The organism is Chamaesiphon sp. OTE_8_metabat_110 (assembly GCF_031382685.1).
Classification (GTDB): domain Bacteria; phylum Cyanobacteriota; class Cyanobacteriia; order Cyanobacteriales; family Chamaesiphonaceae; genus Chamaesiphon.
In genome coordinates this window covers 1-12,797 of the sequence record NZ_JANMZA010000502.1, presented here as the reverse complement: position 1 = coordinate 12,797, position 12,797 = coordinate 1, and the positions used below count along the sequence as shown (strand labels likewise).

The window sequence follows — 12,797 nt, the reverse complement described above, 5'->3', positions numbered from 1 at the left end:
TCAGCAATCACGCCATCGCGGAGCGGACGGAGCGCGATGACATTACCGGGGGTGCGCCCCAACATCATCTTCGCCTTGACACCTACTGCTAGTGGCATTTTAGTATTTTGGTCGATCGCCACTACTGAAGGTTCTGCCAGCACGATACCTTTGCCAGTTACATAGACCAATGTATTGGCAGTTCCTAGATCCATACCCATGTCCCTGGATAAGGAAAAGCGATTGAAAAAACCCACGCGCCTCTTTGCTCCCTGATTATAAATAATGATGCATTGAACCTGCTTCCTAGCAGTAGTCAAGAACGATGTAGGTTTTACTCATTATGCCCCAGCCACAATCGGTTCTCAACGCCGCTAGGTACAAATTTTTCAGCTACGATCTGATGTGCTACAGCTCGATGCAGTCGAACAGATTTTACCTCAAAAAGATAAGATTTCCTGCTACTGGGTGAATCTTATTATGTTTTGCTTCGTTCGTCTAGCTGCGATCGCCGACAGATTTGGAGATGGGAGATGGGAGATGGGAGATGGGAGATGGGGGGACTGGGGGACTGGGAGACTGGGAGACTGGGGGACTGGGAGACTGGGGGACTGGGAGATGAATAATTGCTCTCTTACCTTTTACCTCTTACCTTTTACCCTTTACCCTTTACCCTAATTCAACTATTACCCGATCGCGATCGACTAATAATTGAGATAATGAGGGAAATCGTTCATCTCCCGTCTGATATGGCAATTATCTCCTCCAAACAGCCAGCCGATGCCGCACAGCAGCCTAAAGAGAAGAAGAAAACTATTCCCAAGCCACTAATTCCCAATCCTGAATTAACAACCGCTGACGCGGAAATTTTGCAGGCAGATGTCACCACCTCTGAGGAAAAGATTCAAGAAGAAAGCCTCAGACCGAGTAGTCTCCATGAGTATATCGGTCAAAAAGATCTCAAAGGTGTCCTCGATATCGCTATTCAAGCGGCTAAAGTCCGCAAAGAATCCCTCGATCATTTACTATTATACGGGCCGCCAGGACTAGGGAAAACTACGATGTCCCTAATTCTGGCTTCGGAAATGGGCGTCAATTGTAAGATTACAGCGGCTCCCGCCTTGGAACGTCCGCGCGATATCGTGGGGATTTTGATGGGATTGCAGCCCGGTGATATTTTATTTATCGATGAGATTCATCGCCTTCCTCGGATGACGGAGGAAATTCTGTATCCAGCGATGGAGGATTTTCGCTTAGATATTACAGTCGGTAAAGGGAATACGGCTAAAATTCGGAGCATTCCATTACCCAAATTTACCCTCGTCGGCGCAACAACGAAGGTGGGTTCGCTGACATCACCATTACGCGATCGATTTGGACTAGTACAGAAGTTACGCTTTTATGAGGTAGACGAGCTGACTCTGATCGTCCAACGGACGGCGGATATCTTGCAAACTGTAGTAACACCTGAAGGTGCGGCAGAAATTGCCAGAAGATCGCGTGGTACACCACGAATTGCCAATCGGTTGTTAAAACGGGTGCGGGACTATGCTCAAGTCAAAGGTCATACCCAAATCGATGGCGAGATCGCTAGCGCGGCGATGGAGATTTATAATGTCGATCCGCTGGGCTTAGATTGGGTCGATCGACTATTATTGACGACGATGGCGGAGCAGTTTAATGGTGGCCCGGTTGGATTGGAAGCTTTGGCAGCATCGACAGGTGAGGATAGCCAAACGATCGAATCTGTGTATGAGCCTTATCTATTACAAATTGGCTATCTCCACCGGACGCCACGGGGACGAGTAGTGACGGCAGCAGCGCGGAAGCATCTGGGCTTAAAAGGAGGGAATGACAGCGGCGCACAGTTATCGTTACTAGAGGAGTAACTACTTAGGTGCCTCTGAATTCAGCAACGCCCTAATCCCTAAAGCCTAATCCCTAAAGCCTAATTCCGTACACACTGCATCTACGGGCACATCCCAAGGATCGATCGGCAGTCGATCGACATAAGCAAAATCAAAGATAATGCCGATCGTCGGAATCTTGCGCCAGAGTGGATCGGCGCGCAGTCGATCGTAATAACCACCACCATAGCCCAACCGATACCCATCGCGATCGACAGCTATCGCTGGTACCAAAATTAAGTCGATCTCCTGTGGTGATAATAAGGGCGATGTTGGCGGTGGTTCGAGAATGCCATAACTGCCAGAAACTAGTGTTTGCAAAGGTTTCCAGCGATGCCACTGGAGATCTCGATCGAGACATCGCGGTAATCCCCACTGCTTGTGATGATGGGTAAATAGATAGTTGAGACTTGGCTCTTGGCGACAGCTTTGATAAGCAAGCACGGTGTGTGCGTCCCTAAATGCGGTATTTGCGGAGAGTCGATCGCAGATTAGCTCGCTGTGTGCTTGCCAAACTAGGGCTGGTAAAGCTTGGCGTCGATCGAGCAGTTGGCTGCGTAACGTCTGTTTGGGCGAGTAATTGGCTGGTGTCATCGTCGTCATCTATTACTACCGTTTATCCGCCAAATTAAGCAGGCGGATCTAGCAAATAGTTAGTTAAAATTCTAGTAGTTAGCTCTCGATCTAACCTGTGGTTTCTAGATGTTTCCATCGTTCGATCGATGCGACTTAAAGCCAGTCAGAGCAAGACTTAGACTAGATCTAAATTATCTAGCTATTGGCAAATAACTCATCACTTGCTAAAAGTTAGCTCAAGAGTATTCGATCTTCTCACCACATCACTTTCACATGGAGTTGCTATGTCATTATCTATTGATACAATGGTTAGGTCGGTGAAAAATGAGTTCTCATCTCAGCAACTAGCACAGGTTTCAATGGAGCGTCGCAAACTAGTCAAGTTAGAAGTAGATTATATCCCACAAAGCAGGGAAAAGTGGGCCGCAATATTGGACGATCGCACTACCGATCGCGAACTCGCCGAAAATGCGATTAATGCTTGTTATCTATATGCTGGGCTGGATCGAGCGCGGGTGCTGTGGACGGAAAATCCGCTCACAGCGATGAAAATCTTACTCGATCGTCCAGATTTGGTCGATGTAGGTAGCAGTATACTACACCAAATCTGCAACAGTTGCGATCGTCAGATCGATGAGCAAATTGCGCCAGAATTTATTGATGTCGTTAAAGCTTATGCCAATCCGCGTGCAACGATTGTCGGTGAGCAACACCAGATGGCTTTCGATCCGCTGGGTGATTTTCTCAATCAAGTTTCGATCTGTGAAATCCAAAAAAGTCATCCGCACCTCGATCCGATGTCTTTACCGACAACACTTCAAGATTACCGGATTGCTTATCTAAGTTATTTTGACTATTTCCACCAAATTGGGGTCGAGATTCCCCAGATCCAGCTCCTCATCGATTTAGCACGATCTTGTGGTAATTGCTGGGCATTTGAAAATATTGCGATCTTGACTCCCAAACCAGCAGCGCTCGAATTTAACGATCGGGGCGAACTGATGGCGCTAGTATACGATGGCATCAATATCCTTGAGTAAATTTACCACTGTGGGCGATCGATTTATGGCATAATTATGAGTGAAGAAATTGCCATAATGTAAGTCGATCGGCGATCGCTGAAAACTTCAACCGATCTCCAGTCGCGCAGCCAAATGACCGCAATCGATCGGTTTGGCGATCGCCAGGAATAGAATAACTCCTATCAGGATGTCGAGATGCCCTTAATTACGACTGGTAAACCATTTATCCGCGATTTAGAACAATCGGGAGCATTGGGCGTATATGCCCCGCTAGAAGGGGGTTTTGAGGGAAGATATCAACGCCGCCTGCGAGCGACTGGCTACGAAAACATGTCACTGTCGGCTAGAGGGATCGGTGATATCGGTGCTTATCTGGCTGGCGTCCACGGCGTTCGCCCCCCTCACGTTGGCAAAAAGGAGATCCGCACCTACTTCATCCCACCGATAATCGATACCCGGCTGGCAACCATGCCAGCTACCGCAAAAGGCTTAGTATTATGGTTGATTGACGGACAGGTTCTATCTAACCAAGAGCTAGCTTATCTAGCCCAATTTCCGACTCTAGAGCCACGCGTGAAAATTGTCATCGAATTAGGTGGCGATCGTCAATTCCGGTGGGTGAAGCTGGCAGACATCGCCAGCTCTTGAAGATCGGCTCGCGCTCGATCCAGTTATAATCAAGATCTCTCACAGTTTTTTAGTATGAGCGCGATTTCTCCCAGTCAAGTTAAAGCCAGCATCGAAGCAGGTTTGCCAGAAGCAATCGTTCAGATCGTCGATCTTACTGGCGGCGGCGATCATTATCAAGCTGTGGTTGTATCCGCCCAATTTGAAGGCAAGACCCTGATCCAACAACATCAGTTGGTTTACAGTACCGTCAGCGAAGCGATGGCTAGCGGCGCAATTCATGCTCTCGCACTCAAAACATATACCCCCGCTACTTGGCAAGCTCAAACATAAGAGTTAGTTCCAGTTAGCAGTTCGCATCCCGTACCCCATTACCTATCCTGGATCCTCACATGACCACACCCACAGCAGAAAGAATCGGCAAAACGATCGCCGATAACAAAATCGTAGTTTTCATGAAAGGCAATAAATTAATGCCTCAATGCGGCTTCTCCAATCAAGTAGTGCAGATTCTGAATATCCTGGGCGTACCCTACGAAACCGTAGATGTCCTCGCCGACCAAGATATTCGTCAAGGCATCAAAGAATACTCTAACTGGCCGACAATTCCCCAAGTATATATCAATGGTGAATTTGTGGGTGGCTCGGATGTTATGACCGAAATGTATCAAAAGGGCGAACTGCAACAATTAGTGGAAGTTGCTTTAGCTAGTTAATTTTGCTAGCTATTAATTAGCAGTTGTCAAGCGATCTAATCATCGTTCGACAACTGCCGATCGAACTCATCATCATGAAATCGTTAGTAATAATCTGGTTCCTTTTGCAGCTCTGGTAATTCAAAGTTGGAAGGATCGTAAACGTAACGCATCGTTTCCTCTTCAAGTCGATTGATTTGATAGGCTTCTAGCGCATTAGTGCTACGCAATGCTGCTAAATAACCATCGAGATACAATCGGAGGTCATCAAAGCGGTAGCCGCGATGCCACATTTCTACTAAGGCATCGGTAATCTTTTGGTAGTGCCCGATCGTTTCTATAGTTTGCAGCATGGCTAAATCCTTAGACGTATTAAACAGGATATCTCAAAAATGCTCGACTGGGCATAATTTTACTGTAATCTATACTTTGAATAGTTGCAGTGTGGAAAATACGCCTTAGTCCCGGTGGTGCAGACCGATCCCTGCTGAGTCAGACATGTCCAAATCGTTAAATGTTCCGGGTTTAACAACCGTTGTTAACTAGTTTAACTGGTTGCCGTGCTGATGTCTGTAGCTCGATCGACTGAGGATTGGGGTCTGTAAATTGGTGGAGAGATGGGGCATTTAATCGGATCGAAGACTGCTAGTTGTATTCTCAAAAAAGTGTGCAGATTCACGTCATTGAAGGCAATCACAATTTAAGATCGCTACTAGCTTGGCATCTGCAACAAGCGGGTTATCAGGTACAACAATCGGCAACTTTAGCCCAAGCTTATCAGGAGTGCGATCGGCAACTACCGACACTGGCGATCGTCGATTCAGATTTACCCGATGGCGAAGGGATCGAATTTTGTCAGTGGTTGTATCCGCAGGGCAATTCACTGATGTTGATGTTATCGGCGCGAGTGCGCGATCTCGATCTCGTCGCCGCTCTGGAGACAGGTGTTGATGATTATCTCAAAAAACCGTTTGGGATGCCGGAATTTCTCGCCCGAGTGTCAGCTTTATTGCGCCGCAGCCGAGTGACGAACGTCATTCCGCTGGAGATAACTTGTGGCAATTTACGCATCGATTTAGTGCGGCGATGCGTTTATCTGAGAAAGCACTTAGCAACGCGCTCAGATACCCCGCAAATCCCGGTAGAGCCATCCATTCGTAGCAAGTTGGCGCACAACTCGGATCGATCGTCGATCGCCGCCAGAATCGATCTTAGCCCCCAGGAATTTAGTCTCTTGATCGTTTTAGCGCAAGCAAATGGGCGACCAGTCCATCGTCAAGAACTACTTAAACGCGCCTGGGATATCGATATTGACAATCCACGAACGGTCGATAGTCATGTACTCACCCTCCGCAAAAAGCTTGGTGATAACGACTGGATCGAGACAGTCCGCAAAATCGGTTATCGCTTAAATTATTAGAATAACGACGAAATTGTGAAGATAGCTACACATTTGTTCACGATCGGGTAAAAATAGTAATAACCGCAAGGAGTAATAGCAGATGATTAGTCGTCAAGCCGTAATCGAGTACCTAACTAAGCACCCCAACCACTCTACCTGGCAGATGCGGCTGCACTTTTTACAAGCCAGTCGTCAGCATGAGAGCCAATCGCCCATCTCGCTCGGTGCGATCGCCAACCAGCTCAATTATATCCTCCGCGATCTCGAAGCGATCGGGACGATTTCACCTCGCCCAGACGCCACCCGCGTCGAGTGTGCTAACGAACGAGCTGAATACAATACCAGTCAAGCTTTTAACATTACTGCTGTCGATCGCCACAGCTAGAAATTCGGTCAGCAGGCTATTTTTTAGTAGTCCACACGTTACTAAACATCATCAACATCGCACCGATTGAGATTGCGATTGCGAGTCCGCCAGCGATCGCATTTTGCATAGTTTCGTCTAAAATCATTAGTAGTTACTCGCTTAAATATAATAAAGAATCGATCGCAATCATATCTTGCACCGATACATAAACATCGATCGAAATACACTCAAAACTTAATCCTAAGTACTAGAACTAGCCACTGTCTTGAAAAGTGCGTTTTTGGGGAAACTCCAAGAACGCACTTTTCGCTATCCACTATCCACTATCCACTATCCACTATTCACGTTGCTTTAATTAGTTCTCAGATTGAGTTAGCCGTCGAATATTTAACACGTCACTCATCTGCTTGATTTGAGCAAAGCAGCGTTCGAGTTGCGCCTTGTCACTGACTTCGATCGATAGATCGATCGTCGCGGGCTTGGCATAATGCGTAATCACATTTGCCGATCGAACGTTAACTTTATTATCCGTCAAGCGGGACAAGACATCTTTGAGAACGCCAACGCGATCGAGTACTTCCAGTTGGATGCTCACGGGATAAGTTCGGGGTTTCTCTTTGGCGATTTGGGTATTCCAACTCACTGGTAACAACCGATTGCCATCCATTTGTTCGACATTGATACAGCCTTGGCGATGAATGGAAATACCGCTATTGCGCGTGACGATCCCGATAATTGGCTCGCCCGGAATCGGGCTACAACATCCGGCGATGTAATGCAACAGCCCTTCAATACCCAAAATCGGGAAATCGCTATTTTGGGGCGTCGTTTGCTTGGGGGCGATTGTTGGTGGTAGTTCCGCTGTCGGCGTTTCGCGATCTTTGATCGTCTCGCGGAGGCGATTGACGACTGTCTTTTGAGTAATCTCACCATAGCCTAAACCAGCCAGTAAATCCTCCACGGTGACGTAATTGCACCGCACGGCGACAGAGAGCATCGGTTCGGACTTTAAGAGGGCTTCTAGACCATTTTTGCCGAGTTCGCGCTCTAGTAATTCGCGTCCCCGTGCCACATTTTCATCGCGATGCGATCGCTTATACCATTGGGTAATCCGGTTGCGTGCGCCGGGACTGACGACAAAGTTCAGCCAGTCGAGGCTGGGGCGACTATTTTCGCGGGTAATAATCTCGACGATATCACCGTTAGAAAGCGTGCGCGATAGGGGGACGATCCGATCGTTGACTTTGGCACCAGCACAGTGATTGCCGACTTCAGTATGAATCCGGTAAGCAAAATCGACAGCGGTAGAACCTTGGCGGAGGGAGACGACTTCACCTTTGGGGGTGAAGACATAGACATCGCGTTCGAGTAAGTGATCTTTGAGATGATCGTCAAATTCGATCGCGTCTTTGACGTCATTTTGCCATTCTAATAATTGTCGCAACCAGGCAAATTTTTCATCTACTTCCGTGCGTCTAACTGGTGTGGGTTTGCTAGCGTCAGGGTTTTCTTCGGACTTGTCGGATTTGGCGTTTTCCTTGTATTTCCAGTGCGCGGCGATCCCATATTCGGCGACGTTGTGCATTTCTAATGTCCGAATTTGGACTTCCAAGGGCGTCCCCGTAAAACCGACGACGGTAGTATGTAATGACTGATAACGGTTATTTTTTGGCAGACCGATATAATCTTTAAATCGACCCGGAATGGGCTTAAATATATCGTGAATTTCGGCTAGAGCTAAATAACATTCATGATTAGATTCGACAATAATTCTAATCGCTGTCAGATCGTAAATCTCACTAAATTCTTTTTTCTGATACCGCATCTTTTGATAGATACTGTACAAATGTTTGGGTCTACCGCTCAGGTCGATATATTTGATTTTAGCTCGTTCGAGGCGATGGCGAATCATCTCCGTGACGTTGGCAATTCGGCTCTCTCTGGCAGTTCGCTTTTCAGCAACTAAGTCTTGAATGCGGCGATAATCTTCAGCTTCGATGTATTTAAATGAGAGATCTTCTAATTCCCATTTAATCCGCCCTAAGCCCAGTCTATCGGCTAAAGGTGCAAAAATATCGCGAGTCTCTTGCGAGATTGCTTGCTGTCGTTCGGTGCGTAAATGATCGAGGGTACGCATATTGTGTAACCTGTCAGCGAGCTTAACTACGATCACCCGAATGTCTTGCGCCATGGCAATAAACATCCGCCGAAAGTTTTCAGCTTGCTGTTCTTTTTTACTCGAAAATTCAAACTTTGAGAGCTTAGTTACGCCTTCGACCAAGTGTGCGGTTTCTTGACCGAATCTCGTCTCGATCTCATCGATTTTAATCTCGGTATCTTCAACTACATCGTGCAGGAATCCTGCCGCAATCATCGCCGCACCGCCACCCAAATCGCGTAACAATCCCGCTACGGCGATCGGGTGACAAATATAGGGTTCGCCAGATTTACGCTTTTGATCGCCATGTAGCTTGTAAGCAAATTGAAAAGCATTCTTAATCAACTGTCGATCGCTCAGTGTCTCCGGCAGAACATCGAGATCTGCTGGGGTGCCGCTTGGCTCGACAGCTAAGCACTGTTGCAACCATTCGGGAATCGGACAATTGTAAGTCATCGCTGTTTCGGTTTCGGGTGTCGCGATTTTCGTTCCGTTCGCGAAGCGTCTGCCTTCGCAGAAAGGCTCCGCCAAAGCATCAGCAGGTACATCATCAATGGAAACAGAGGTGGGAGTAGTCATGGTGGGAGGGAATAAAAGGAGTGAATACCAACAAAATTGGGAACTATCGACGAACTAATGCAAAAGATTGAAAACTCAATTAGCAGCCGCGCTGTGATGATTCGAGCTAATTGAGATGCAGCTATGTGGCTGGCTGACAGCAGCATTTAGCGATGGACGCGATCGATTCTAACTAAGCCGAGCGTAATTTAGAGCAGCAATGTAGTCTGAGGCTTATAAGATCGGAGCAGCTTGGAAGGTAACGTTCGATCGGCAATTGTAAGTGTAAAATTGTTTACATAATATTCTATTCTAACTAAGTTATTTATGTTGCCAACCGAACAGATTTTAATCTGGCAACAATTATCTACCCTGCTGAGCAACTTGCTAAATGACGTTGCGCCCGACCCAAAAGTGATTCTGAGTCAAGCGATCGAGTTATTTGAATCCAATATTATCGTCCAGGATCTCGATGGTCTGCCAGATCCTATCGCTGGTAAAATGCGATCGTACGTCACCGAAAGCCATCGGCTGCTGCGGCTATTATCGATGGATGTCATGCTTATCGCTACAGCCCGCAACCCCGCTACCATTTCGCAACGTCGTCAAGCTTATCAGGATAAACTCCAGCTCATCATTCAATATTGCCAAGCTGTGGCGGATACAGGTGCTGAGGATCTTGCTTAATTTAACTTACGGTGTTGCTGAATTGGGGTATGAAGCTCTAGCAGAACACACCGCTACAGCGAACGTCATCACTATCAATTGTCAACCGAATTTTAACGATGCAGTGCCCCAAATGTAAATCCGAGCTAGTCAATGGCATTATCAGCGACATGTTGTTGACAAAACATTGTCGAGAGTGTGAGGGTGAATGGATTCCCGGACATAACTACCAAGTCTGGCGCGACGAGCGTCCCGCAGCACCACCTAACCGCGACGTGCTAGCCCAAAATTATCATTTGTCCTATACCCCCAGCGCCTTAGACACCAAAGCAGCACCCTGTCCCGAATGTGGCCCCATGATGGCCAGAGGTAAAATCGCCCTCAAGCAGCCATTCTATCTCGAACATTGTCTCTCTTGTGGGGGGATCTGGTGCGATCGGGGCGAATGGGAAGTCCTCGAACAATTGCAACTCGATAAAAATATCCCCCTCATATTTTCTAGTGCTTGGCAAGCTCAAGTCCGCGCCAGTCATCTCCACGAACTCGAACGTCAAGCCGTCATCGATAAAGTCGGTGTCGAAATGGCACAGCGAGTTTTCGATCTCGCCGATATCCTCGTCAAACATCCCAATGGCGATTTTGCCGCCGCTTATTTGATGCGGCGATTCGAGCGGGATAGGGGGTAGATGGGTGATGGGAGATGGGAGAGGGTAAAAGGTAAGAGGTAAGAGGTAAGAGGTAAGAGGTGAATTTTCCCCCATCTTCCCGTCCCCCACTCCCCCACTCCCCCACTCCCCCACTCCCCCACTCCCCATCTCCCCAACTCCCAACTCCCGTCTCCCAACTCCCAACTCCCATCTCCCATCTCCCCCATGAAATTACTCAGCGTCCAAAACCTCTGGATAACTTACCCTCAAGCCGAATCGAGCCAGCAAGTAGCACACGCCATTGAGGATGTGTCGTTTGAATTGGCAGCGGGTGAAAAGATTGGCTTTGTGGGGGAATCGGGATGTGGTAAATCTACGCTGGGTAAGGCAATAATGCGGCTGTTACCCGCCAATTCGCGGATTGAGGGCAAAATCTTATTTGAGGGGCAATCCGTGCCAGACATGGATGCTGAAGCCGTGCGGCGCTTTCGGGGGGAAGTGGTGGGCTTGATCTTTCAAGATCCGATGACGCGGCTCGATCCGCTGATGACGATCGGGAATCACTGTCTGGAGACGCTCCAAGCTCACGAGCCAAATCTAACTAGACAACAAGCCAAGCAACGCGCTCTAGATACCCTAGCTGCCGTCCAAATCCCTGCCGATCGCTGGAACCAGTATCCGCACGAATTCAGCGGCGGTATGCGCCAGCGAGTCGCGATCGCGTTAGCTTTATTGCTCGATCCGAAGTTGATTATTGCGGATGAGCCGACGACGAGTTTGGATGTGCGCGTATCGGCGGAAATCTTACGCGAATTGACGCGGCTGTGTCAAGAACGCCAGATGGGACTGCTGTTAATTTCCCACGATCTAGCGACGATCGCGACTTATTGCGATCGGATCGTGGTGATGAATAAAGGGCGTAAGGAAGAAGAAGGTACCGTCGCCAATATTTTTGGCAATCCTCAAGCTGAATACACTCAAACTCTCCTCAAGTCCGCGCTCCACGTTCAGGCAAACGACCGAGTTACAGAATTGACAGCAACGGCGCTAGCAATCAAGAAACCGATCCTGACCCTCGATAAGCTCCAAAAGCATTACACGATCGAAACTAATTTGCTTCAGCGGATACTCACCAATGCCAAAACCACCATCAATAAGGCTGTCGATAATGTCCAGCTCGAACTCTACGAAGGCGAAATCTTTGGATTAGTCGGTGAATCTGGCTGTGGCAAAAGTACCCTCTCGCGGACGATCCTCCAATTAGTGCCCGCGACTGGTGGGACGGTGACATTCTGCGGCGAAGAACTCACCCATCTATCACCTGCGGCAATCCGCGCCAAACGGCGGGATATGCAGATGATTTTCCAAGATCCCAGCGCCTCCCTCAATCCGATGATGACCATCGGTGAAAGTATCGCCGATCCCTTAATCATTCACGAGATAAATGCTACGCCCGCACAGACGCGATCGCAAGTCCTAGCGATGCTCGAACGCGTCGGTTTAAACCCGGCTACTGAATACTTCGATCGCTACCCAAATCAGCTCTCTGGCGGACAGCAGCAGCGCGTTGGCATCGCCCGCGCTTTGATTACCAAGCCGAAATTAGTCATTTGCGACGAACCCGTCAGTATGCTAGACGCCACGATTCAAGCCGAGATTCTAGATCTGATGCTCGAACTCAAACGCGAACATCAGCTTACCTATTTATTTATCACCCACGATCTCTGGCTGGCGAGATTTTTGTGCGATCGGATTGCCGTGATGAATCGCGGACAAATCGTGGAAATGGGCGACACACAACAGATTTTTAGCAATCCCCAACAACCTTACACTCAAGAACTCTTAGCAGCGGCACCATTACTGGCACAGCACGGTTAAAAGATTAAAAATTCTAGCAGCAAATTTATCCCAATGCGTGTTAATATGACTCGCGATATCGATCGCACAGATTTTAACTGTCGATCGGTAATTTATATTTGACAAAAACTGGGATACACAACATGACTATCTGGACGTTCGCTGCCAGTATTGCCAGTATTATGTCGCTAATTTTTCATCTCAGTGGCAAAGGTTCGACATTACGGCAATTTACGCTACCTACTACTACGGCACTGGTTGGATATACGATCGGCACGCATACGGCGGCTGTCGAACAATCGTCTAATGTATTGCTCCAAGACCCACATTTATTAT

Annotated in this window: 15 protein-coding genes; 11 read left to right on the top strand and 4 right to left on the bottom strand. The window is 47.9% G+C overall.

The window, feature by feature from the left end; all coding sequences use genetic code 11:
* On the bottom strand, positions 1-194 hold a 194-nt coding region (locus RMO52_RS18390), incomplete at its 3' end, for a rod shape-determining protein (RefSeq protein WP_310417118.1).
* A 534-nt stretch (positions 195-728) separates the two neighbouring features.
* Here RMO52_RS18390 and ruvB point away from each other — a divergent pair.
* Positions 729-1,868 (top strand): Holliday junction branch migration DNA helicase RuvB, encoded by a 1,140-nt coding sequence (ruvB, locus tag RMO52_RS18385; RefSeq protein ID WP_310417121.1) that lies wholly within the window; start codon positions 729-731, stop codon positions 1,866-1,868.
* Positions 1,869-1,913: 45 nt separating this feature from the next.
* Here the strand turns inward: ruvB and RMO52_RS18380 are convergent, their stop codons facing one another.
* On the bottom strand, positions 1,914-2,489 hold the full coding sequence (locus RMO52_RS18380; RefSeq protein ID WP_310417115.1) for a 5-formyltetrahydrofolate cyclo-ligase: 576 nt from the start codon (positions 2,487-2,489) through the stop codon (positions 1,914-1,916).
* A 257-nt stretch (positions 2,490-2,746) separates the two neighbouring features.
* Between RMO52_RS18380 and RMO52_RS18375 the strand changes: the two genes are divergently transcribed.
* The 4 genes from RMO52_RS18375 to grxD all read left to right on the top strand — a co-directional run bounded on the left by RMO52_RS18375 (position 2,747) and on the right by grxD (position 4,827).
* Complete coding sequence (locus tag RMO52_RS18375; protein WP_310417112.1) at positions 2,747-3,502, top strand: hypothetical protein; 756 nt, start codon at positions 2,747-2,749, stop codon at positions 3,500-3,502.
* A gap of 177 nt (positions 3,503-3,679) precedes the next feature.
* On the top strand, positions 3,680-4,132 hold the full coding sequence (locus RMO52_RS18370; RefSeq protein ID WP_310417109.1) for an NAD(P)H-quinone oxidoreductase subunit N: 453 nt from the start codon (positions 3,680-3,682) through the stop codon (positions 4,130-4,132).
* A 54-nt stretch (positions 4,133-4,186) separates the two neighbouring features.
* A complete protein-coding gene (locus RMO52_RS18365; protein ID WP_309745101.1) occupies positions 4,187-4,444 on the top strand; it encodes a BolA family transcriptional regulator in 258 nt (85 codons plus the stop codon).
* 59 nt (positions 4,445-4,503) lie between these two features.
* The gene (gene grxD / locus RMO52_RS18360; RefSeq protein ID WP_309745103.1) at positions 4,504-4,827 is read left to right on the top strand and encodes a Grx4 family monothiol glutaredoxin; all 324 of its coding nucleotides are present in this window, start codon (positions 4,504-4,506) and stop codon (positions 4,825-4,827) included.
* Positions 4,828-4,910: 83 nt separating this feature from the next.
* On the opposite strand, the gene RMO52_RS18355 is transcribed toward grxD, so the two are convergent.
* Entirely contained in the window at positions 4,911-5,159 is a 249-nt protein-coding gene (locus RMO52_RS18355; protein WP_309745105.1) for a DUF6761 family protein, read from the bottom strand.
* Between the two features lie 314 nt (positions 5,160-5,473).
* Between RMO52_RS18355 and RMO52_RS18350 the strand changes: the two genes are divergently transcribed.
* Together RMO52_RS18350 and RMO52_RS18345 are read left to right on the top strand one after the other, a co-directional pair.
* The gene (locus tag RMO52_RS18350) at positions 5,474-6,226 is read left to right on the top strand and encodes a response regulator transcription factor (RefSeq protein WP_309745107.1); all 753 of its coding nucleotides are present in this window, start codon (positions 5,474-5,476) and stop codon (positions 6,224-6,226) included.
* A gap of 82 nt (positions 6,227-6,308) precedes the next feature.
* Positions 6,309-6,593: a hypothetical protein gene (locus tag RMO52_RS18345; RefSeq protein ID WP_309745109.1), complete on the top strand. Its 285-nt coding sequence runs from the start codon at positions 6,309-6,311 to the stop codon at positions 6,591-6,593.
* A gap of 337 nt (positions 6,594-6,930) precedes the next feature.
* Here the strand turns inward: RMO52_RS18345 and RMO52_RS18340 are convergent, their stop codons facing one another.
* The gene (locus RMO52_RS18340) at positions 6,931-9,189 is read right to left on the bottom strand and encodes a RelA/SpoT family protein (RefSeq protein WP_396135046.1); all 2,259 of its coding nucleotides are present in this window, start codon (positions 9,187-9,189) and stop codon (positions 6,931-6,933) included.
* Positions 9,190-9,618: 429 nt separating this feature from the next.
* Between RMO52_RS18340 and patD the strand changes: the two genes are divergently transcribed.
* The 4 genes from patD to RMO52_RS18320 all read left to right on the top strand — a co-directional run.
* Entirely contained in the window at positions 9,619-9,978 is a 360-nt protein-coding gene (gene patD / locus RMO52_RS18335; protein WP_309745027.1) for a heterocyst frequency control protein PatD, read from the top strand.
* 98 nt (positions 9,979-10,076) lie between these two features.
* Positions 10,077-10,643: a zf-TFIIB domain-containing protein gene (locus RMO52_RS18330; RefSeq protein ID WP_309745025.1), complete on the top strand. Its 567-nt coding sequence runs from the start codon at positions 10,077-10,079 to the stop codon at positions 10,641-10,643.
* Positions 10,644-10,829: 186 nt separating this feature from the next.
* A complete protein-coding gene (locus RMO52_RS18325) occupies positions 10,830-12,482 on the top strand; it encodes an ABC transporter ATP-binding protein (RefSeq protein ID WP_309742109.1) in 1,653 nt (550 codons plus the stop codon).
* Positions 12,483-12,604: 122 nt separating this feature from the next.
* Positions 12,605-12,797, top strand: a 193-nt coding sequence (locus RMO52_RS18320) for a hypothetical protein (protein WP_310417101.1), incomplete at its 3' end; no start/stop codon positions are given.

What these genes read in the sequence shown, in the direction of transcription:
- RMO52_RS18380 (WP_310417115.1), bottom strand. Translation starts at nt 2,489, where the DNA reads ATGACGACGATGACACCAGCCAATTACTCGCCCAAACAGACGTTACGC.
- RMO52_RS18340 (WP_396135046.1), bottom strand. Translation starts at nt 9,189, where the DNA reads ATGACTTACAATTGTCCGATTCCCGAATGGTTGCAACAGTGCTTAGCT.
- grxD (WP_309745103.1), top strand. Translation starts at nt 4,504, where the DNA reads ATGACCACACCCACAGCAGAAAGAATCGGCAAAACGATCGCCGATAAC.
- RMO52_RS18325 (WP_309742109.1), top strand. Translation starts at nt 10,830, where the DNA reads ATGAAATTACTCAGCGTCCAAAACCTCTGGATAACTTACCCTCAAGCC.
- RMO52_RS18365 (WP_309745101.1), top strand. Translation starts at nt 4,187, where the DNA reads ATGAGCGCGATTTCTCCCAGTCAAGTTAAAGCCAGCATCGAAGCAGGT.
- RMO52_RS18345 (WP_309745109.1), top strand. Translation starts at nt 6,309, where the DNA reads ATGATTAGTCGTCAAGCCGTAATCGAGTACCTAACTAAGCACCCCAAC.
- RMO52_RS18375 (WP_310417112.1), top strand. Translation starts at nt 2,747, where the DNA reads ATGTCATTATCTATTGATACAATGGTTAGGTCGGTGAAAAATGAGTTC.
- RMO52_RS18330 (WP_309745025.1), top strand. Translation starts at nt 10,077, where the DNA reads ATGCAGTGCCCCAAATGTAAATCCGAGCTAGTCAATGGCATTATCAGC.
- RMO52_RS18355 (WP_309745105.1), bottom strand. Translation starts at nt 5,159, where the DNA reads ATGCTGCAAACTATAGAAACGATCGGGCACTACCAAAAGATTACCGAT.
- patD (WP_309745027.1), top strand. Translation starts at nt 9,619, where the DNA reads ATGTTGCCAACCGAACAGATTTTAATCTGGCAACAATTATCTACCCTG.
- ruvB (WP_310417121.1), top strand. Translation starts at nt 729, where the DNA reads ATGGCAATTATCTCCTCCAAACAGCCAGCCGATGCCGCACAGCAGCCT.
- RMO52_RS18370 (WP_310417109.1), top strand. Translation starts at nt 3,680, where the DNA reads ATGCCCTTAATTACGACTGGTAAACCATTTATCCGCGATTTAGAACAA.